The 21,024-nt window shown below is 72.0% G+C and carries 13 protein-coding genes; 8 read left to right on the forward strand and 5 right to left on the reverse strand.

Annotated elements, in window-relative coordinates; translation table 11 throughout:
* Window positions 1-163: 163 nt before the first annotated feature.
* Window positions 164-445, reverse strand: coding sequence for an HPr family phosphocarrier protein (locus ACFWUY_RS31705; RefSeq protein ID WP_384117785.1), 282 nt, complete (start codon window positions 443-445; stop codon window positions 164-166).
* 216 nt (window positions 446-661) lie between these two features.
* Here ACFWUY_RS31705 and ACFWUY_RS31710 point away from each other — a divergent pair, with 216 nt between their 5' ends.
* The 4 genes from ACFWUY_RS31710 to ACFWUY_RS31725 are packed head-to-tail and all read left to right on the forward strand — an operon-like array spanning window position 662 to window position 6,295.
* Window positions 662-3,730, forward strand: coding sequence for a GNAT family N-acetyltransferase (locus ACFWUY_RS31710; RefSeq protein WP_384117790.1), 3,069 nt, complete (start codon window positions 662-664; stop codon window positions 3,728-3,730).
* 60 nt (window positions 3,731-3,790) lie between these two features.
* Window positions 3,791-4,387 carry a DUF5998 family protein gene (locus tag ACFWUY_RS31715; protein WP_384117795.1) on the forward strand — a complete coding sequence of 199 codons (597 nt, stop codon included), beginning with the start codon at window positions 3,791-3,793 and terminating at the stop codon, window positions 4,385-4,387.
* Complete coding sequence (locus tag ACFWUY_RS31720; protein WP_384117801.1) at window positions 4,387-5,592, forward strand: alkaline phosphatase family protein; 1,206 nt, start codon at window positions 4,387-4,389, stop codon at window positions 5,590-5,592. Before ACFWUY_RS31715 ends, ACFWUY_RS31720 begins: the two co-directional genes overlap by 1 nt.
* A gap of 52 nt (window positions 5,593-5,644) precedes the next feature.
* A complete protein-coding gene (locus tag ACFWUY_RS31725) occupies window positions 5,645-6,295 on the forward strand; it encodes a thymidine kinase (RefSeq protein WP_384117806.1) in 651 nt (216 codons plus the stop codon).
* Window positions 6,296-6,382: 87 nt separating this feature from the next.
* Here the strand turns inward: ACFWUY_RS31725 and ACFWUY_RS31730 are convergent, their stop codons facing one another.
* The 4 genes from ACFWUY_RS31730 to ACFWUY_RS31745 all read right to left on the reverse strand — a co-directional run bounded on the left by ACFWUY_RS31730 (window position 6,383) and on the right by ACFWUY_RS31745 (window position 13,064).
* A complete protein-coding gene (locus ACFWUY_RS31730; protein ID WP_384117811.1) occupies window positions 6,383-6,688 on the reverse strand; it encodes a hypothetical protein in 306 nt (101 codons plus the stop codon).
* The gene (locus ACFWUY_RS31735; protein WP_384117817.1) at window positions 6,685-11,271 is read right to left on the reverse strand and encodes a DUF6531 domain-containing protein; all 4,587 of its coding nucleotides are present in this window, start codon (window positions 11,269-11,271) and stop codon (window positions 6,685-6,687) included. Before ACFWUY_RS31735 ends, ACFWUY_RS31730 begins: the two co-directional genes overlap by 4 nt.
* Window positions 11,272-11,583: 312 nt before the next feature.
* Window positions 11,584-12,771, reverse strand: coding sequence for a PucR family transcriptional regulator (locus ACFWUY_RS31740; RefSeq protein WP_384117824.1), 1,188 nt, complete (start codon window positions 12,769-12,771; stop codon window positions 11,584-11,586).
* An 86-nt stretch (window positions 12,772-12,857) separates the two neighbouring features.
* On the reverse strand, window positions 12,858-13,064 hold the full coding sequence (locus ACFWUY_RS31745) for a hypothetical protein (protein WP_384117826.1): 207 nt from the start codon (window positions 13,062-13,064) through the stop codon (window positions 12,858-12,860).
* A gap of 212 nt (window positions 13,065-13,276) precedes the next feature.
* Between ACFWUY_RS31745 and ACFWUY_RS31750 the strand changes: the two genes are divergently transcribed.
* The 4 genes from ACFWUY_RS31750 (at window position 13,277) to ACFWUY_RS31765 (ending at window position 20,948) form a co-directional block, all read left to right on the forward strand.
* On the forward strand, window positions 13,277-14,233 hold the full coding sequence (locus ACFWUY_RS31750; protein ID WP_384117828.1) for a DUF3068 domain-containing protein: 957 nt from the start codon (window positions 13,277-13,279) through the stop codon (window positions 14,231-14,233).
* Window positions 14,234-14,493: 260 nt separating this feature from the next.
* Window positions 14,494-15,747, forward strand: a complete 1,254-nt coding sequence (locus ACFWUY_RS31755; RefSeq protein ID WP_384117831.1) for a glycosyltransferase family 4 protein — start codon at window positions 14,494-14,496, stop codon at window positions 15,745-15,747.
* A 172-nt stretch (window positions 15,748-15,919) separates the two neighbouring features.
* Window positions 15,920-16,597 (forward strand): class I SAM-dependent methyltransferase, encoded by a 678-nt coding sequence (locus ACFWUY_RS31760; protein ID WP_384117950.1) that lies wholly within the window; start codon window positions 15,920-15,922, stop codon window positions 16,595-16,597.
* Window positions 16,598-16,619: 22 nt separating this feature from the next.
* Window positions 16,620-20,948: an alpha-(1->3)-arabinofuranosyltransferase family protein gene (locus ACFWUY_RS31765; protein WP_384117834.1), complete on the forward strand. Its 4,329-nt coding sequence runs from the start codon at window positions 16,620-16,622 to the stop codon at window positions 20,946-20,948.
* Window positions 20,949-21,024: the final 76 nt, after the last annotated feature.

Genomic DNA, 21,024 nt, shown 5'->3' on the forward strand with positions numbered 1-21,024 from the left:
ACTTAACCGCCCACCACCTATATAAACACCAACCATAGCGTGGCCTGGTACTTTTGTTAAAAAGCCACCGCCCCTAACGGGGGGATTTGTAAATGAGAAAGGCCGTGACCGCCGGAATTCCGGCGGTCACGGCCTTTCGTCGTAGCGGGGGGGGCGACCCGGATCAGACGGTCTCGGGAAGCTCGTCGAGACCCTCGGCGACCAGCTTCGCCAGACGGTCCAGGGCGGCCTCGGCGCCCTCGGCCTCCGAAGCGAGGACGATCTCCTCGCCGCCCTGCGCGCCCAGGCCGAGCACCGCGAGCATGGAAGCGGCGTTCACCGGGGAGCCGTCGGACTTGGCGATCGTCACCGGGACGCCGGAAGCCGTGGCGGCACGGACGAAGATGGACGCGGGGCGGGCGTGCAGGCCCTCGGCCCAGCCGACGTTGACGCGGCGCTCAGCCATGGTGTTGCCCTTCAAGTCTTAAGGGGTTGTCTAGACCAGTCTCTCACGGGATGCTCGGTGCTCGCGCCGACCTCCGGCCCGGACCGGACCGCCCTTCGGCCCTCCCGCGCCGCGCACGGCGTGCTCCCACCTTGCACGGGGTTGCCCCCACCTTGCACGGCGTGCACCCGCCGCGCGAGCGGTACCACCGTCGTGTCGCGGCCGTAGGCTGGCCCCATGCAGAGCGCGTCGGAGCAGTCGGAAGCGGCGGAACGACCGGCAACACCCGCATCACCCACGCCACCCGCACCACCGGCGAGTCCGGAACCACCGCAGCACGACTACCCCGACCACTGGGAAGCGGACGTGGTGCTCCGTGACGGCGGCACCGCGCGCATCAGGCCCATCACCGCCGACGACGCCGACCGTCTCGTCAGCTTCTACGAGCAGGTCTCGGCCGAGTCGAAGTACTACCGCTTCTTCGCCCCGTACCCCCGGCTCTCCGCCAAGGACGTCCACCGCTTCACCCACCACGACTTCGTGGACCGGGTCGGGCTCGCGGCGACCGTGGGCGGCGAGTTCATCGCCACCGTGCGCTACGACCGCATCGACGACCGCGGACTGCCCGCCTCCGCGCCGGCCGACGAGGCCGAGGTCGCCTTCCTGGTCCAGGACGCCCACCAGGGACGCGGCGTCGCCTCCGCCCTCCTCGAACACATCGCGGCCGTCGCGCGGGAACGGGACATCCGGCGCTTCGCCGCCGAGGTCCTTCCCGCCAACACCAAGATGATCAAGGTCTTCACCGACGCGGGCTACACCCAGAAGCGCAGCTTCGAGGACGGGTCCGTACGGCTCCACCTCGACCTCGAACCCACCGACCGCTCCCTCGCCGTCCAGCGGGCACGGGAGCAGCGGGCCGAGGCCCGTTCCGTGCAACGCCTCCTCACCCCCCGGTCCGTCGCCGTCGTCGGAGCCGGGCGCGCCCCCGGCGGCGTCGGCCGGACCGTCCTGCGCAACCTCCTCGGAGCCGGCTTCACCGGACGCGTGTACGCGGTCAACGCCGCGCTTCCCCCCGGCGGGGCGGCGGAGTTCGACGGCGTCCCCGCCCACCCCTCCGTCGCCGCCATCGGCGAGCCGGTGGACCTCGCGATCGTCGCCGTCCCCGCCGAACGGGTGCCGGAGGCCGTCGCGGACTGCGGCGAGCACGGTGTGCAGGGTCTCGTCGTCCTCTCCGCCGGATACGCGGAGAGCGGGGCCGCCGGCCGCGAGCGGCAGCGCGCGCTCGTACGGCAGGCCCGCTCGTACGGGATGCGGATCATCGGCCCCAACGCCTTCGGGATCATCAACACCGCCGCCGACGTCCGGCTCAACGCCTCCCTCGCCCCCCAGACGCCCGCCGCCGGGCGGATCGGGCTCTTCACCCAGTCCGGTGCGATCGGCATCGCCCTCCTCGCCGGACTGCACCGGCGGGGCGCCGGCCTCTCCTCCTTCATCTCGGCCGGCAACCGCGCCGACGTCTCCGGCAACGACTTCCTCCAGCACTGGTACGACGACCCCGGAACCGACGTCGTCCTCCTCTACCTGGAGTCGATCGGCAACCCCCGGAAGTTCACCCGGCTGGCCCGCCGCACCGCGGCCGTCAAGCCCGTCGTCGTGGTCAAGGGCGCCCGCCACAGCGGCAGCGCCCCGCCGGGCCACCGGGTGCCGGTCACCCGTGTCCCGCACGCCACGGTCTCCGCGCTGCTCCGCCAGGCCGGTGTGATCCGGGTCGACACGGTCACCGAGCTCGTGGACGCAGGACTGCTCCTCGCCGCCCAGCCGCTGCCCGCCGGGCCCCGGGTCGCGATCCTCGGCAACTCCGAGTCGCTGGGCCTCCTCACATACGACGCCTGCCTGACGGAGGGGCTGCGCCCGCTGCGGCCGCTGGACCTGACGACGGCGGCGGAGCCCGCGGACTTCCGGGACGCGCTGGCGGCGGCGCTCGCGGACGAGACCTCCGACGCGGTCGTCGTCAACGCGATCCCCTGGGTCGGCGAGAACGGGGCCACCGAGTTCGGCGACGGCGAGGTCCTCGCCGCCTCCCTCCGCGAGGCCGTCGCCTCCGCCCCGGCCCCGACGAAGCCGGTCGTGGTCGTCCACGTCGAGATGGGCGGCCTCGCGGAGGCCCTCGCCATCGCGACGAGCACGCGACCGGCGGCGCCGGTCCGGAGCGGCGGCCCGGGCCCGGGCGCCGGTCCACGGCCCGGAACGCCGACACAGCAGGAACCCGCGGCGCCGACCGGAGCCGGAGCCGGAGCCGCGGCCCAGGCCGGAGCACCGGCCGAGGCCCGGACCGGGACGTCGGCCGGGGGTCCCCCCGCCGGGTCCCCGGCCGGTTCCGACGACGGCCCGGAGGCGGCGGCCACGGGCACCGCGGCCGGTGCGGTCGGGAGCACCATCCCCGCCTACCCCGCCGCCGAGCGGGCCGTGCGGGCGTTGGCCGAGGCCGTGCGGTACGGGCAGTGGCGGCGGCAGGCGGCCGAGCCCGGACGGGTCCCCGCGTACGAGGACATCGACGAGGCCGGGGCCGCCGCGCTCATCGAGCGGGTGCTCGGCGCCGGCGAGGAAGCCGATCCCCGGGGTGTGACCCTCGACACCGAGCAGACCGGGGAGCTGCTCGCGCGGTACGGGATCGCCGTCCGGCCGACCCTGTCCGCGCCGACGCCCGACGCCGCCGTCGCGGCCGCCGGCCGGCTCGGCTACCCGGTCGCCCTCAAGACGACCGCGCCGCACCTCCGCCACCGCCCCGACCTCGGCGGAGTCCGGCTCGACCTGGCGTCCGAGCAACAGCTGCGCACGGCGTACGCGGAGCTGACCGAGGTCCTCGGCAAGCCCGAGGAGCTCCAGCCGGTCGTGCAGGCCATGGTTCCCCGGGGCGTCGACACCGTCGTCCGTTCCGCCATCGACCCGGCCGTCGGGGCCGTCCTCTCCTTCGGCCTCTCGGGCGCCGCGTCCGAGCTGCTCGGCGACACGGCCCACCGGCTGGTCCCCGCCACGGACCGGGACGTCGCCGAACTGGTCCGTTCCCTCCGTACCGCCCCGCTGCTCTTCGGCTGGCGCGGCTCCGCGCCCGTCGACACCCCGGCCCTCGAGGAGGTCCTGCTCCGGGTCTCCCGGCTCGTCGACGACCACCCCGAGGTGGTCGCCGTCTCCCTGGAGCCGGTGGTCGTGGCGCCGCGCGGACTCTCGGTCCTCGGCGCCACCGTCCGGCTGGCCCCGCCGCCGCCCCGGACCGACCTGGGGCCGCGCAGCCTGCCGAGCTACTGAGGGGCCCGGAGAGCCACCGAGGGACCTGAGGGGGCCCCGCCGCCCCGTAGGATGGAGTCCATGGCGAAGACCGGTACGACGACCCAGGGGCTGCGCGCGGCGATCGAGCGCAGCGGCTACTACCCGGCCCTCGTGGCCGAGGCGGTGGAGTCCGCCGTCGGCGGCGAGGCCGTCGCGTCGTACGTGGTGCACCAGGAGACCACCTTCGACGCGAACGAGGTCCGGCGCCACGTCACCGTCCTCGTCCTGACGCCGCACCGCTTCATCGTCAGCCACACCGACGAGCAGGCCGCCGACACCAGCTCCCCGACGCCGTACGCCACGACGTCGACCGAGTCCGTGAAGCTCGACCGGATCTCGTCCGTCGTCGTCAGCCGCGTGGTCGCCAACCCGGAGTCGTACACGCCGGGCACGCTGCCCCGCGAGGTGGTCCTCACCATCGGCTGGGGCGCCGTCTCCCGCATCGACCTGGAGCCCGCCGCCTGCGGCGACTCCAACTGCGACGCCGACCACGGCTACACGGGCAACGCCACGGCCGACGACCTCAGCCTGCGGGTGAGCGAGGCCGGGGACGGTCCGGACACCGTCCGGCAGACCCTCGCGTTCGCCCAGGCCCTCTCCGAAGCCATCGCGGCCACCGCCGCCCCCACCCGCTGATGGTCCAGCCCACCGCCGTGAGCCACGGCTGGCCCGACGATCCGGTCCCGCTCGCCCCGGAGACCGCGCCGGTCCCCGAGTACACCTTCGGTTCCCTCGGCGACCTGCTGCCGACGCTCGTCGCCGGCCAGGGCGTGCCCGGTTTCACGCCGCGGATCGCCGAGCTGGCCCCGGCCGACCGGAACTGCGTCTTCCTGATCGACGGACTCGGCTGGGAGCAGATCGCGGCGCACCCCGACGAGGCCCCCTACCTCACCTCGCTCCTCGGCTCCTCGCGGGGCGGCACGGGCCGCCCCGTCACCGCCGGCTTCCCCGCCACCACGGCGACCTCGCTGGCCTCCGTCGGCACCGGCCGCTACCCCGGTACGCACGGCCTGCCCGGCTACACCGTGCGCGACCCCGCGACCGGCGGGCTGATGAACCAGCTGCGCTGGAAGCCGTGGACCGCGCCGCACGTCTGGCAGCCGTACCCCACCGTCTTCCAGCTCGCGCACGAGGCCGGGATCCACACCGCCCAGGTGTCCTCCCCGATCTTCGAGCAGACCCCGCTCACCAAGGTCGCGCTCAGCGGCGGAACGTTTCACGGGCGGCTCTCCGGCGAGGAGCGCATGGACTTCGCCGCCGAGCAGCTCGCCGCCGGTGACCGCTCGCTGGTCTACACGTACTACAGCGAACTCGACGGCGCAGGACACCGCTTCGGCATCGAGTCCGACGCCTGGCGCGGCCAGCTGATGTTCGTCGACCGGCTCGTGCAGCGGCTCGCCGAGCAGCTGCCGCCCCGTTCCACGCTGTACGTCACGGCCGACCACGGCATGGTCGACATCCCCTTCGACGACCAGCACCGCATCGACTTCGACGAGGACTGGGAGCTGCGCGCCGGCGTCGCCCTCCTCGGCGGCGAGGGGCGGGCCCGTCACGTCTACGCCGTGCCCGGCGCCGAGGCGGACGTCCTCACCTGCTGGCGCGAGGTGATCGGCGAACAGTTCTGGGTGGCGAGCCGCGACGAGGCGATCTCCCTCGGCTGGTTCGGCGACGAGATCGACGAGCGCGTGTACGGCCGGATCGGCGACGTCGTCGCCGCGGCCCACGACGACGTGGCGATCACCGCCTCCGTCAACGAGCCCCACGAGTCCGCGATGGTCGGCATGCACGGTTCCATGACCGCCGCGGAGCAGCTCGTCCCGCTGCTCGAAGTCCGTTCCTGAGCCCCTCCGGCATCCTCACCTTCCCCACGACCTGAAAGGTCCCCGTTCCGTCATGCCCGAGCTGGTCTTCTTCTCCGGAACCATGGACTGCGGGAAGAGCACCCTGGCGCTCCAGATCGCCCACAACCGCGACGCGCGGGGGCTCCAGGGCGTGATCTTCACCCGTGACGACCGGGCGGGCGAGGGCAAGCTGTCCTCCCGGCTCGGCCTGGTGACGGAGGCGGTCGAGGCTCCGCAGGGCATGGACCTGTACGCGTACCTCGTCACCCAGCTCTCGCAGGGCGGCAAGGCCGACTACGTGATCGTCGACGAGGCGCAGTTCCTCGCCCCCGAGCAGATCGACCAGCTCGCCCGTATCGTCGACGACCTCGACATGGACGTCTTCGCCTTCGGGATCACCACCGACTTCCGGACCAAGCTCTTCCCCGGTTCACAGCGGCTGATCGAGCTCGCGGACCGGATCGAGCAGCTCCAGGTCGAGGCGCTGTGCTGGTGCGGCGCCCGCGCCACCCACAACGCCCGTACGGTCGGCGGCGAGATGGTCGTCGAGGGCGAGCAGGTCGTCGTCGGCGACGTGAACCGCCCCGCCGAGGAGATCGGTTACGAGGTCCTCTGCCGCCGCCACCACCGCCGCCGCATGACCTCGTCCTCGGCTCACGCCGGCGTCCTGTCCCCGGACGTCCTCCCGGTCAACCACGCCTGACAGCTCAAAGGCGGAGCCCCCGCGGCCGCGGCCGGTTCGTCAACACCCGCGCTCCCCGCTCCGCCCCGTACTCGCCGTACCTCCTGCTCACTCCGTCCGGGCCGGGCCTCCCCAGGGCGGAGGCCCGACCTGAAGCCGAATCTGCTGGTCCCGGTCGACCAGGCTCACCACGGTCCCCTCGACCGTCTCACCGACGTTCGGGAGCGGTGCCGGAGTCTCGCCGCCCTGATCGCCCGGGTTGTACGACACGATGTCGACGAACCCTTTCACCGCAGGTGCTTCCTCCAGTTCGAGGAATACGCCGAAGTCGAAACGGGCTTTGACGACTCCTCGCGCGGTGGAGCCCACGGGGTACCTCTCCTTGGCCTTCTGCCACGGTTCTGCAAGCGTCACTTGTGTCGGATCCTTGGGTACTTGTTGAGCTCTTCCACCACGGTGTTCGGTATCTCGAGCTCCGTCAGCGGGCCGCCTTCGTAGGGGCGTTCATACTGTGCGTAGCGTGCATCGTAGTCCGCCTTCGGGATCCTCACCTCGATGATTCCTTCACCGTAGTGAGGTGCGTACTTCTCGGCGAGTTCCCGTTCCTTCGCGAAATAGACGAGGCCGTTCATGTAGGGGTCGTCCGGGCCGCCGGGGAAGTTCTCCTCCAGATATCCGTCTCTCTCCTGGGCGTCGCCCTGATTCCTCTGTGGCGCCTTCCAGAGGGACTGTGTGTCGTCGTCGGGACACTCGGGTGCGAGCCCGAGGTGGTCGCTCCACGTGTGAGGGTTGTGGACGTAGACCGCCGGGTTCGGGGCGGGCGCCAGACCGAGGGGGTCCGGGGAGAGATAACGCCCGGTCTGCGGGTCGTAATGCCGGCGGAAGTTGTGGTGCAGACCTGTTTCCGGATCGAAGTACTGGCCGGGAAACCTCAGGGGCGTGTACGCCGTACTGGTGGCGGCCCAGGTCGTGCCGCCCCAGAGCGTGCCACGCGTGCGCCAGGCTATGTCGCCGTTCTCGTCGACCAGTTCGCTGGGAGTGCCCACGAGGTCGGTCACGATGGCGAAGAAGCGTGTGTCGACCTCGCTCTGGGGCGTGTCCCGCCCGAGGATCCGCTCGGTCTGGGCCAGCGGCCGCAGACCGTCGTGGTCCCAGGTGAGAGTGACCGGGTGTGGCAGGAAGTCCGCGTGGGTGGTCTGCTCGCAGAGAGTGCTGCCGTCCCAGGTGAAGTCGGTCCGCTCCACGATGCCCGCACCGTCCGCGGCCAGACGTTGTTTGGCGATGCGCCGGCCGACGGGGTCGTACGCGTAGCGCCACCGAGCACCGTCGGGCGTGGTGACCGAAACGAGGCGGTCCTCGGCATCCCACGCGTAGTGCCAGGTGCTGGGCTTCCGTGAGAGATGCTTCTGCCGGCGAAGGACGACGCGCCCCTGAGCGTCGTGCTCGTAACGCACGTTTCCCGCCTCGACGAGACGTGTGCCGGAGTAGGTCCGGGGGCCGATGGCCTCCTGGCCGGGATGGGACGCGGGCCAGGAGGCCTCGGCCTGGCTGCCGGTCTCGTCGTAGGCGTACCGCTCGGACCATCCCTCGGCGGTGACCGCGGTGACCCTGCCTCCGGCGTCGAGGTCGAAACGGCGGCTTCCCGAGAGCCGGTCGTCGACCCCGACGAGATGGCCGTCCGCGCGGTAGGCGTACGTGCGGTGCTGTGCCGGCCGGCCCCGACCCGTGACGTGCTGGACGGCCACCCGGCCCTGCGTGTCGAACGTCTGGGTGACCGCGACCGACTCACCGATGCGGCGGACCAGCTCATGCCCGACCGCGTCCCGTTCGAAGGTGATGGTCCGTCCGTTGGTGCGGAGCGAGGTCCGGCGGCCAGCGGCATCGTAGGTCCAGCTGGAGTGGGCTCCGGTGGGTGTGGTGCGCGCGATGCGACGGCCTGCCGCGTCGTAGGCGAAAGTCGTCGTCCTGCCGTTGACGGTCTCCGAGACGACGCGTCCGCACAGGTCCCGGGTCCGGCTCAGTTCCGCGTCCGGGCCCGTGATCCGCGCCATGCGCCCGGCGGCGTCGTAGGCGTAGGACGTCACGGAGCCGGAGGCGTCCTTGCTCGTGGCCTGGCCGAGCTCGTTGTAGGCGAACCCGACCCGCTGCCCCGCACCGTTGAGACGTTCGGTCAGGCGCCCCGCGGCGTCGTAGGCGTAGGACAGCACGCGACTGTCGAAGTCCGTCTCGGAGACGAGCCGGCCCGTACTGTCGTACGTGTACCGCCAGGTCAGACGCCGAGGATCGGTGACCGCCGTGAGGCGCAGCTCGGTGTCGTAGGCGAACTCGTACCTGACGCCGTCAGGCCCGGTACGCGCGGACAGCTTGTCGAAGTGCGTGTACTCGAAGCGGGAGACCGCGCCCATGGCGTCCGTGTGGGCGACGCAGTTCCCCTCTCCGTCGTACGTCCAGGACTGCTGGGTGCCGTCGGGCTCGACGCGACGGGCCGGCCTGCCCTCCACCGTCCATTCGAGCTGTGTGGTCGCGCCGAGCGCGTCCGTGATGCGCACGGGGCGTCCGAAGGAGTCCCGCTCGTACCGGGTGCGCCCATCGAGCGGGTCGGTCACCGTGACGGGGAGCCCGGCGCCGTCGCACCGCACGCGGGTCACGTTCCCCAGCGCGTCCTCGACGGCTGCGAGCCGCCCTGCCCGGTCGTAGGTGAAGAGCGTGGTGGAGCCGGTCGGATCGGTCTCGGCCGTCCGGTTGCCGCGGTCGTCGTAGGCCAGCGTCCGTACGGCTCCACCAGGCGCGCTGACCGTCGTGGGGAGATTCCGCTCGTCGTAGGAAGCCGTGGAGGTCTGCCCGTCGGCCCAGGTGATCCCGGTCCTGTTGCCTTGCTCGTCCCAGGTGTACGCAGTGGTGTGGCCGAGAGGGTCGGTGAGGGAGAGGAGCCGGTCGTATCGGTCCCAGGTCCGACGGACCGTATGACCCAGCGCGTCGGTCTCCGAGACGACCTGGAGACGGTCGTTGAGGACGTAGACCTTCGTTGCGCCCGTCGAGTCCGTGAAACGGGTGATCCGGTCCCCGGTCTCGGGGTGCGTGTCGTACGCGAACGTCGCGGAGAGGCAGCCGTCGGGGCCGACGGTGCGCACGACGCGGCCGACGGCGTCGTAGACGTAGCGGTAGACGGAGCCGTTGCGGTCGGTCCAGGAGGTGATCCGGCCGTCGGGGTCGTAGCCGAGCCGCAAGGGCAGGTCGGAGGAGTTGACGACCTCGGTGAGGTCGCCGCGCTCGTCGTGGCCGAAGCGCATGACGGTGACCGGGCCCTCGGGTGTGCGCAGGGCGAGCGCGTGGACGCGGGCGTTCTCGGTGGTGATCTGGACCGTGTATCCGCCGCTGTGGGTGACAGCGGTCGGGGTGCCGTCGGGGCGGCGGGAGAAGGCTATGCGGTGGTCGTTGCGGTCCTTGACCTCGGTGAGCCAGTAGCCGATGGAGGGGTGGTAGGGGCTGCCGGTGAAAGAACGGGTGAGTCCGGTGTGCGGGTCGGTGACCCGGTAGGTCGTTCGGTCCTCGACCTGTCCGCCGTGGTGCAGCGCGAGGCGCGGGCCCTCCAGGGGCAGGACGGGCTCGCCACCGGGCGCGGGCAGGTTCGGGTAGACGAGGAGGGAGCCGTCCTCGCGGGCCCAGACCGCGCCGGCGCCGAGGGGGTCGAGTTCGAGGCGTTCGTCCAGGGTGGAGGCCCAGCTGCGGCCGAACCAGTGGCCGTAGCGGTAATCCGACAGGTGTGTGCGGCTGAGGACGAGCGGGAGGCTTCCCGGCAGGGACAGGTCCGTCTGCCGCAGGGTCATCTCGCCGGTGGCGACGTCGACCGGGTCGGTCTCGCAGGTCTTCTTCCTGAGCTCGATGCCGTGGCGGCGTGGATCGGAGGCGGCATCCCTCAGCGGCTCCGGCCTTGCCCGTGCCGTGTCGAGGCCGTCGGCCTTGCGGTTACCGGCGCCAGGCCTGCCGTTCGGGCCCTGCTCGTCGTCGGTGCCCTTGCGCCGGCGGGCGAGGCGGTCGCGGATGGCGTCGTCGTTGTTCTTGTGGTCGACGGAGATCTGCTTCACGACCCTCGGCAGCGTCTTGCCGACGTGGTCGCCCATCGTGCCGGCCGACTTCACCAGGGCGCCCATGGCCTTGTCGATGACCGGGTCCAGGGCGTCGGCGATGCTGTCCCGGCCCTTGTTGCGGCCTTGGGCCGTCTTCGCCTTGGTCAGTTTTCCGGCGGTCTTGCCGTGGATGCCGGCGCTGACGCCGTTCAGCTTCGTGCCGGCGTTGTCGTGCTCGTCGTGCTCGATGTGGAAGCCGCCCCCGGGGCGACCGCCACCGCCGCCGACGGAGGCGAGGTTCAGGCCGTCCTTGCCGGCCTGCTGCGTCTGACCGGGGTCCACACCGTTCTGGACACCCAGGGCGTCCATGCCGATCTGGACCACCAGGTCCGCGGCCATGTTCTCCAGCGCCGCCACGGCCGGTTCGGTCATCACCCCGACGATGTGACCGACCGCCTCCTCCATCGCGCCCGTGATGAACTTCAGCAGCTGCTTCTTCGTGTAGGCGATCGCCCCGGCACCCAGCAGTGCCGACAGACCACCGGTCACCGGGATCAGCGCCATGGCCAGACCCGTCTGGCCCGCCAGGATCCCGAGCTCCGCGACCGCCTTCCACTTCATGGTCTCGATCGCGCCCGCCGCCATGTCCAGCGCGCCCGCGATCGTCCGGGCCCCGGACACGATGTCCTTCAGGTGCTTGCCCTTGACCTTGCCCCAGTGCTCGTTCAGCGCGTCCATCGCTTCGCCGTGCCCCGACGACAGCAGACGCTCCATGTGGTTGTTGGCGAGCTGACCGTCGTCGGCGAGATCGTCCGCGAACTCCCGCAGCGCGTCCGCCATCTCCCGGTAGGCGTCCTCGTCCACGTTGGGCCAGTTCACCCCCACCAGATCAAGGAGCGTGTCCGCCCAGTCCGGCACCGTGACAGCCATGAACCCAACTCCCCCGTACGCACAACATTTCCCGGAATGCTTGTGCGAAGAAGGTTTTCACGGCAACACCGACCGCAGCAAGGCGACTTCGGCGGCCCAGGCGCCCCCACGCGTGAGAGGCGCGAGCCCGCCGCACACGGGAAACACGGGCATCCGGCCTCTTTCCCGGAGTGCCTCCGGCCGGAATCCGTCTTGTCGGACCCGTCCGTCCTGGCGCGATCGGGCACACGGGCGATCAGCGAATCGTTCGCCTTGGCGAAGCTCACGCCGTGAGACGCGAGGTGTCGTGCGGTACGTCGGTACCGCCCCGAGTCAGTCGGGCGGTGGCGCGAGATCTCCGCGCAGCCGCCGGGTGCGAAGCGCCAGCTCCAGTTCGAAGCGGCGGTCCGGGTCGTCCAGGTCGTCGCCCCACAACTCACGGAGCTGCCTCAGCCGGTAGCGCACGGTCTGCGGGTGGACCCCGAGCCGGGCGGCCACCTCCGGAGCACCACCCCGCGTCTCCAGCCAGGCGAGCAGCGTCTCGGCGAGCCGGTGGGCGTGCGCCGGGCCGCCGGCCTCGTCGAGCCGCGCGAGCCGCCGCCGCGCCAGATCGTCGATCAGCTCACCCGCGGGCAGCAGCACCAGGGCCTCGACGTGCTCGCCGCAGTGCAGGAGCCGCCCCCGCGGCAGCAGACCCTGCTCGATCATCCCGACGGCGGCCTCCGCCCAGCGCAGTGACGTGACGGCCTCCGCCAGCGGAACCGACGGGCCGATCGCCCCGGACCAGCCGGTCACGGCCCGGTCCAGCAGCTCCGCGCGTCCGGGGGCGTCCGGATCCGGTACGACCAGGCGCGGCTGCGCGCCCTCCATGTCGAGCAGCATCTCGTCGCCCACGGCAGGGGCGACGGCCTCCTGGGCAGGGCGGAGCAGCACCGCCACCGCCACCTTCCCGGGCAGTTGCCAGCCCAGGTCGGCCGCGCGGTCGGCGAGCAGGGCGGTCGGATCCCCACGGTGTTCGGTGAGCAGGAGATCGACGAGGAGCCGTTGCAGGCGCAGCCGTTCCCCGGCCTGACGGGCGACGGCCTCGGCGTAGCCCCGTACCGACTGGGCCACCATGACATCGAGGTACTCGAACGCGGACTCGGCGAGTTCGTACATGGCCGAAGGCGGGATGTCGACCTGCTGGCCGACCTCCGCCATACGCCGCCAGGAAAGGCGCACGCCCAGCCGGTATATCCCCTGCAAGGAGTCCAGGCTGCGCCCCTGTGAGACCTCGCCGCGCCCGAAGTCCCGGAACAGCTCCGGGAGGGCGCGCGGCCGGTCCGACCCCGTGGTCATCTGTTCCACGAAGAGCTCGAGCGCGTGCCGGATCGCCACCAGGGCCTTCGGCTCTCCGGACTCGTCGGGGAGGAGCACCAGACCCGGATACTCCCGCCGGATCGCGGCGAGGATGTCCTGTGCCAGTTCGGGGACCTGCTCCAGGGCGCGGTCGGCGAACTGCTGAATCCGTTTTCGTGGCACGTCGTGCCACGCTGACGAGGCTTCCACCGCACCGCTCCTGAGTGTCCGGTCCGTACGCGCTCGGTCCGCGGGCTTCATGCCCCAACCTAGCCCGCGCCGGAGCCCGCCGTGCCGGACGGGCCGTCCGCGGGCGGTTCGGGGAACGTGACGAGCGGCACATTCTGCTGCTCGGGTGTGGCGTCGAGAGCGGTGACGATTCCGAAGGCGGCGCCTGCGGCCAGGAGGGCGGCGGCGACGCAGGTCAGGAAGGCGGCGAGCAGTCTGGACATGAGGATGATCGGCCTCTCGGTCATCGAGGTCTGTCACCCAGCGCGCCGGCCCGGTCCGGCGCGGCCAGTATGGAAGGCGCATTGACAGGTGGTCAAGAGCCGCCTAATTTCGCCGCCACAGGACTGTTACTCCCGGGTACGCACTCTCGCCCCGGACAGGCTGCACCCCGTGTGTGCGCCCTCTTCCCACACGGCCCACGAGCCCCCGCACGTCGCGCCCGTATTGGAGTACCCGTATGCGTCGTTCGATATCACCTTTGTCCCTGATTCTGCTGGGTGTCGGAGTCTTCCTGCTGGTGCTCACCCAGCTGCTTATCTGGTACGTGGAGCCGCGCGCCAAGCGCACGCCGACCGATGTGGACTCCACGACGGTCTTCAGCGGTCAGGGCAGCTACTTCGACACCGGGGCCGTCTCCACGGTGGACGGCCAGACGATCACGATCACCCGCCGGGTGCTGGGGGACGTCGCGGGCGGCGAGCGCAGCGGAAACGCGATCTGGGACGTGTCGACCCAGATCGACTCGCCGAAGACGCTCGCGCTGGGCGACCCGCGGAAATCCCTGCAGTGGACCACCGAGCGCTGGGTGACCGACCGCCGGACGAACCTGCCGGTGCACTGCTGCGACGAGAAGCCCGCGTTCGAGGGCGAGGCCTACCTGAAGTTCCCGTTCGACGTCGAGAAGCGCTCGTACTCCTGGTGGGACAGCACCCTGGGGGCCACCGTTCCGCTGGAGTTCCAGCAGGTCACCAAGGTCGGCGGGCACGAGGGCTACCGCTTCGCCGGCAGCGTCAAGGCCACCCGGACCGGCACCCGTCTGGTGCCCGGTGTGCTGGTGGGCAGCTCGAAGCCGGGCCAGGTGCCGGCGGAGGAGTGGTACTCCAACGCGAGGATCGAGCTGACCGTGGACCGGCGCACGGGGCGGATCATGAACGCGCTGATCGCGCCGAAGAAGACGCTGCGGGCCCCGGGTTCACAGAAGGACGCGGTCACCCTGCTGGCCAGCGACCGGCTGGAGTTCACCGAGGAGACCCGGCGTGAGCAGGCCGAGCTGGCCTCCGAGGACGGCGGCCGGCTGAAGTTGCTCGGCGAGACCGCGCCCCTCCTGGGCGGCATCGCGGGCGGTCTGCTGGCCCTCGCCGGCGCCGTGCTGCTGATCCGCGGCCCCCGACGGGGCGAGCACTCATCAGAGTGAGGGAAACGGGGTCGCCCAAAGTCCCGAAATTGTCACCGGTGTGAGTAGCCGGAACGAATGCTTGAACGAACACTGATGTTACTTCGCGGTAAGGCCAATGTTCCGCTCGAACCGGCTGCCACCCTCGGCAGCCCGCCCACCGCGGCACCCGCAGTACCCCCGTACGAGCCAGCCCAGCGCTTCATCCCCGGAAGCCCGGCAGACCGACATGCGCATCCCCGTGCGCATCCCACCCGCAGCCGCCGAGTTGGAGCACCTCTATGCCCCAGCGCTCGTCCGCTCTGGCCCCGGGCCAGAAGGACTCCCGTTCCGTCCCCGCTCAAGCACGCACCGGCAGCCCCTTCACCGACCCGCAGGTCACCGACCCGCACGTCGACCCGTTCGTCCCCGACCCGCACGTCGCGTCCTCCGGAGCGCCCGTGCCGCGTCGGATCACCTTCCTCGCCCGCCGCGATCTGGCCAACCGGGCCGCCGGCGGCTCGGAACTGCTCATCGACCGGATAGCCGGCGGTCTGACCGCCGGCGGTCACGAGGTCACGCTCGTGTGCGGCGGCCCGGCCGCCGTACGCGACTACCGGGTGGTCTCCGCGGGAGGCGACGCGAGTCACTTCCTGCACGCCAGGTCGACCTTCGCCCGCGAGGTCGGCAACTGCGACCTCCTGGTCGAAGTGTGCAACGGCATGCCGTACCTGGCGCCGCTGTGGCACCGTGGGCCCACGTTGTGCCTGGTCAACCACGTACACACCGATCTCTGGCAGATGCGTTACCCGGGCCCGGCGGCACGGCTCGGACGCAGGCTGGAGCACTGGGCCCTGGCAGGCACCCATCGCGACAACCTGATGGTGGCCGTCTCCGAGTCGACCGCCGCCGAGCTGCGCGCCATCGGCGTGGCACCGGACCGCATCCGGATCGTCAACAACGGCGTCGAGGAACCCGCCCCCCTGCTGCCCGAGGCGAAGGAACCGCTGTTCCTGGCCGTCGGCCGACTGGTGGAGTACAAGCGCGTCGACCTGCTCCTGCGGCTGTGGGAACGGGTGCGCCCCGTCACCGGCGGCCGACTCGTCATCGTGGGGGACGGCCCCGAACGGGAGCGGCTCGAAGCGATGGCCGGTCCCTCCGTGACGTTCGCCGGCCGGGTGTCGGAAACCGAGAAGCACCGGCTGATGTGCGAGGCGTGGCTGCTGCTGCACCCCTCCCTCGTCGAAGGCTGGGGGCTTGTCGTCACCGAGGCGGCCGCGCGGGCCACCCCCGCGATCGGATTCGACATACCCGGCCTGCGCGACTCCGTCGAGGACGGGGAGACCGGGGTGCTCGCCCGGGGCGAGAGCTCGTTCGCCGCCGCGTGGTGCGCCCTGTCCCTCAGCACCGAGCGGCGCGCGGCCATGGGGCGTGCCGCCGCGCAGCGCGCCAAGCGCTTCCGCTGGAGCGCGACGGTCCGTCAGTTCCAGGCGGTCGCCGCCGAGGCCGCGGCCCGCACCACCTCCCCGGGACGCGGCAGGAGCGTCCATGGCTGAGACCACCGAACGCGGACTCGAGGACCCGTCGGCCGGGACCACCGGTCGAGGGTTCGAGGATCCGCCGGCCGGGACCACCGGACACGGTTCCGGGGATCCGTCGGCCGGCATCCCCGAACACGGGTTCAAGGACCCGTCGCTGAGGCGATCGGCCGCCCTCTTCCGGGCGTTCATGCGCGAACCCAGCGATCCCGAGCGGTGCTACACCCTGCTGGCCCGTGACTCGGTCGCGCAGGTGGCACGCCATGTCGACCTGACCGGCAAGATCGTCGTCGACGTCGGCGGCGGCAGCGGCCACTTCACCGAGGAGTTCCGCCGCCGTGGCGCGCACAGCTACCTCTTCGAGCCCGACCCGCGGGAGCTGAGCGCCCGCGGCCGTACCACCGAGGACGCGGTCCTCGCCGACGGATATCTGCTGCCGCTCGCCGACGGTGCCGCGGACGTGTGCTTCTCGTCCAACGTGCTCGAGCACGTGGCGGACCCGCAGACGTTCATCAGCGAGATGGCACGGGTCACCCGCCCCGGCGGACTGATCTACCTGTCGTTCACCAACTGGCTCTCGCCCTGGGGCGGTCACGAGACCGCGCCGTGGCACTACCTCGGGGCCGACCGGGCCCGCGCGCGCTACGAGCGGCGCACCGGCCGCCCGGCCAAGCACACACTCGGGGAGAACCTCTTCCCCGTCCACATCGGTTCCACCCTGCGGCACGTCCGCGGTCGCGACGACGTGCAGGTCGTGACCGCGCGGTCACGCTACTGGCCGTTCCTCGCGAGCACGATCACCCGGGTGCCGGGACTCCGCGAGATCGCCACCTGGAATCTGCTGCTGATTCTCAGGCGAAGCCCATGAGCATGCGAAGCGAGGAACGGTCATGACCACTACGGTCCAGGCACCCACCCGGGTGCCGCAGCCAGGCCCGACGCCGGCGGAGGCGTCCGGCGAACCGCGCGGACGACGCCTGCTGTTCGGCTTCTGGGCCGTCGTCCTGGTGGCGTTCCTCGCGGTGTCACCCGGGAAGATGACGTTCGAGACCAAACTCGGCGTCGCCCTCGACCCCTGGCGCTTCCTCGGCGACCTCGGCTCGCTGTGGAACGGGAACGTCGGCCTCGGCGGCATAGCCAACCAGTACGTCGGCTACGCCTTCCCGGCGCTCCCTTACTACGCGCTCATGGACCTGCTGCAGGTGCCGGTCTGGCTGGCCGAACGGCTCTGGCTCTCCATCATCGTGACCGCCGCCTTCTGGGGCGCGCTCCGGCTCGCCGAGCGGCTGCGCGTGGGGACGCCCGCGTCCCGGGTCCTCGGCGCCGTGGCCTACGCGCTGTGGCCCACCTTCACGATCGTCGTCGGCTCGACCTCCGCCGCCGCGCTGCCCGGCGCCCTGCTGCCCTGGGTGCTGCTGCCGCTGACCTCCGCGGCGTACAGCCCCCGGAAGGCCGCCGCACGGTCGGCCCTGCTGATCCCCTTCATGGGCGGCGTGAACGCCGCCTCGACACTGGCCGCGCTGCTGCCCGTGGGCCTGTACCTCCTCAGCCGCCCGCCCGGCCGGCGCCGGCGCGCGCTGCTCGGCTGGTGGATACCGGGCGTCGTGCTCGCCACCGTGTGGTGGGTGGTGCCGCTGCTCCTGCTCGGCGCGTACGGCGAGAACTTCATGCCGTACGTCGAGCAGGCCGACACCACCACCGCCACCATGTCCGCGACCGAGCTGCTGCGCGGCGCCGGGAACTGGGTGGCCTATCTGCACTTCGGTGAGGCGTGGCTGCCGGCCGGCTGGACCGTCGCGACCTCCGTCATCACCGTCCTCGCTTCGGCGTTCGCCGCGGCGCTCGGTCTCGCGGGCCTGGCCCGACGGGACCTGCCGGAGCGCCGCTGGCTGCTCCTGACCGTCCTGGCCGTCGTCCTGATCGCGCTCGCCGGGTACGGCGGATCCTTCGGCGGCCCGTTCCACGGCGCCGTCCAGGACTGGCTGAACGGGCCGTTGAAGCCGTTCCGCAACATCTACAAGTTCCAGCCGGGACTCGCCCTCGCGCTCGTCCTCGGACTGGCCCATCTGACGGCCGTGCTGTCCGGGAGCAGAGGCTCCCGCGCACTCCGCGCACTCCATGGTCGCCGCTGGGTGCCCGCGACAGCGGCGGTCCTCGTACTGCCCGGTCTGGCGCTCCCGTACGTCAACGGCTCGATCCTCCAGCCCGGGGCGTTCACCAAACTGCCCACCCACTGGGAGAAGGCCGCCGGCTGGCTCGAGGACAACGCCCCGAACACCCGGGCCCTGGTCGTCCCGGCGACGGCGCACGGCATCTACACCTGGGGTTCCCCCATCGACCAGCCGTTCGACGTGCTGGCCGAGACCCCCTGGGCGCAGCGGGACTTCGTCCCCTTCGGCACCCCCGGAGCACGCCGTATGACGGACGCCGTCGAGCAGGCGCTGCTGTCCGGCACCGAGGTTCCGGGCCTTCGGGCGTACCTCGCACGGGCCGGCATGCACGAGGTGGTCGTCCGCAACGACCTCGACCCCGACCAGATCGGCTACGTCCCGCCGCAGACGGTGAAGCGGACCCTGGAGTCGTCCGGCTACCGCAAGGTCACCGGGTTCGGCCCGCTGGTGACCGGCGGACGCATCGCCGCCGACACCCCGCTCCAGGTGCAGGGGCTCTATCCGCGGCTCCAGGCCGTGGAGATCTACCAGCCGCAGGACGCCGGGCGGCCCGGCAGGGTCGGTGTCTCGGCCGTGGCCGACACGGCCGTGGTCAGTGGCGGACCCGAATCGCTGCTCCAGCTGTCCGCCGATCCCTCGATGGCGGACAGGCCGGCCGTACTGGCCGGGGACACGCTTCCCAAGGGCGTCGTCGCACCGGTGAAGGCGGTCGCGGACGGGCTGCGCCGAGCCGACACCCGGTTCGGCCTGGTCAACAACAACACCTCGTACACCTACACCGCGGACGAGCGCAACCACCCCGACAGCATGCAGAACCCGGGCGAGAAGCCCAAGCAGATCCTGCCGTCGGAGGGCACCGACCACCAGACGACGGCGGTGCTGCGCGGCGCCGAGGCCGTGACGGCCTCCAGCAGCGGCAACTGGCTGTTCCACCTGCCGCAGTACGACCCGGTGAACGCCTTCGACGGCAACCCGGACACCGCGTGGGCCGAGGGCAGTCCCGGCGAGCCGGTCGGACAGTGGCTCCGGGTGGACTTCTCCCGGCCGACCGACATCCCGGCCTCCCTCCAGCTGACCCCCCTGCCGGGCGACGCCATGCGCGCGGCGCCCACACAGGTGCGGATCGAGACCGACCGCGGTTCGGCCGACAGCCCCCTGCGGACGAACGGCCTGCCGCAGACCGTCAAGGCCCCCGTCGGTGAGGCCTCCTGGATGAGGATCACCGTCCTCGCCGCGCAGCAGGCGCGCCCGGGTCTCTCCGGCGCCGGCTTCTCCGAGGTGTCGATCCCGGACGTGCAGGTGACCCGCATGCTGGCGCTGCCCGCCGACGCGGAGCGGACCGACGCGGCGGCGACCGTGTACTCCCTGCACCGCGGCACCGACGCGGGCGGCCTGTCGCCCTCGTCGGTCGAGGTGGGACTGCACCGGCGGTTCAGCACCGAGGAGTCGGGCGAGTACGAGGTGTCGGCGCGAGCCGTCGCCGTGCCCGGCGGCGCGCTGGACGAACTGCTCGACCGCTCGGCCCCCGGATCGAAGAACCGGCTGACGGCCGCCGTGGACTCCACCAGCCGTGACGGCACGTCACTCGGCGCCCGCAACCTGGTCGACGGCGATCTGACGACCGCCTGGATCGCGGGCGACCGGCCGGTCGTCCACCTGAGCTGGACCGGGATGAAGAAGATCGACGAGATCGTCCTCGCGGCGGCGGGCGGGGTGTCCACCCGGCCCGAGCAGGTGATGATCAGCTCCCCGCACGGCGCCGCGGTGGCCGACGTGGACGAGAACGGGTGGGTCCACTTCCCGGCGATCGAGACGAACCGGCTCGACATCACCATCACCAGGGTCGCGCCGCTCACCGTCCACAACCCGGTGGCGGACGCGCAGTTGCAGCTGCCCGTCGGGCTGAGCGAGGTGCACGTTCCCGCACTGGCCGATCTGCGGGTGCCGAGGCCGAAGCCGTCCGCGCGCTTCTCGCTGCCGTGCGGTGGGGGCCCGGACCTCGCCGTGGGCGGCGTCCTGCACAAGACGAAGGCCTCCGGACTCGTCCGGGACCTCACCGAGCGGCGCCCCGTCACCGTCACCCTCTGCGCGGGCGAGGAGAAGGACGGCACCCTGGAGCTTCCGTCCGGCGATCACGAGGTGGAGGCGAGTGACGCGGGTCCGCTGGTGATCACCGACGTCACGCTGACCCGCGGCACCCCGCGGGCACTGGACGGAGCGGCGGGCCGTGAGGCCACCGTCACCAGGTGGGCCGACGACAGCCGGACCGTCTCGGTGTCGGCGGGCGCCGGCGAGGCCGCCTACCTGCGGACCTACGAGAACGCCAACGACGGCTGGAAGGCCACCCTGGACGGCACGGAGCTCGAGCCGGTGCGCCTCGACGGCTGGCAGCAGGCCTGGGTGATCCCGGCCGGGGCGTCCGGCACGGTGACCATGGAGTTCGAGCCCTCCGGCTCGTACCGGGCAGCCCTGATCGGCGGTGCGCTCGCGCTCGTCGTCCTGGCCGCCCTGGCCTTCGCGGGGCGTCGGCGCGACGGCGGCGGCACCGACGAGGAGCTGCCCGAGCCCGCGGCCCCGGGGATGCTGCTCGGAACGCTCGCGCTGACCGCGGTCGTCGCGGTGGTGGCGGGGCCGCTGGCCCTGGTCGTGCCCGTACTCGCCGTGGCCGCGCGGTTCCGGCCGGGCGTGCTGGTGCCGACAGCGGCGGCGGCGATGGCCGGCGCCGGGCTCGTCGCGGCCCTGGGTGCCGGGGATCCGGTCGCCGACGGGGTGGGCGCGTTCAGCGGCCTGGCGCAGGTGCTCACGCTTGTGGCCCTGTCCGCCGCCCTTGTGACGGCGGTGAGGCCGACGTCCACGGCCGCCGGGCACGGGGGTGACGACGGACACGGAGGCGACGACGGGCAAGGCGCCCTCGACGGGCATGAGGGCGACGGCGGTTCCGACGCGCGGGAAGCCGGACCGGTCGTCACGGCAAGGCCGCGGGGAACCGGCGACGGGCACCGGTCCGAGCCGCCCCTCTGGCGGCCGGAAGGCGATGGCCCCTCGTGACCGCGCCGTGGGCCGCCGTCGGGAGGGGGACCGGCACCCCTCCCGGCAGGGTCCGGATTCCCTTTCCGACAGTCGA

Origin of the sequence: Streptomyces sp. NPDC058664 (genome assembly GCF_042716635.1) — a bacterium.
In the GTDB taxonomy this organism is placed as follows: Bacteria; Actinomycetota; Actinomycetes; order Streptomycetales; family Streptomycetaceae; genus Streptomyces.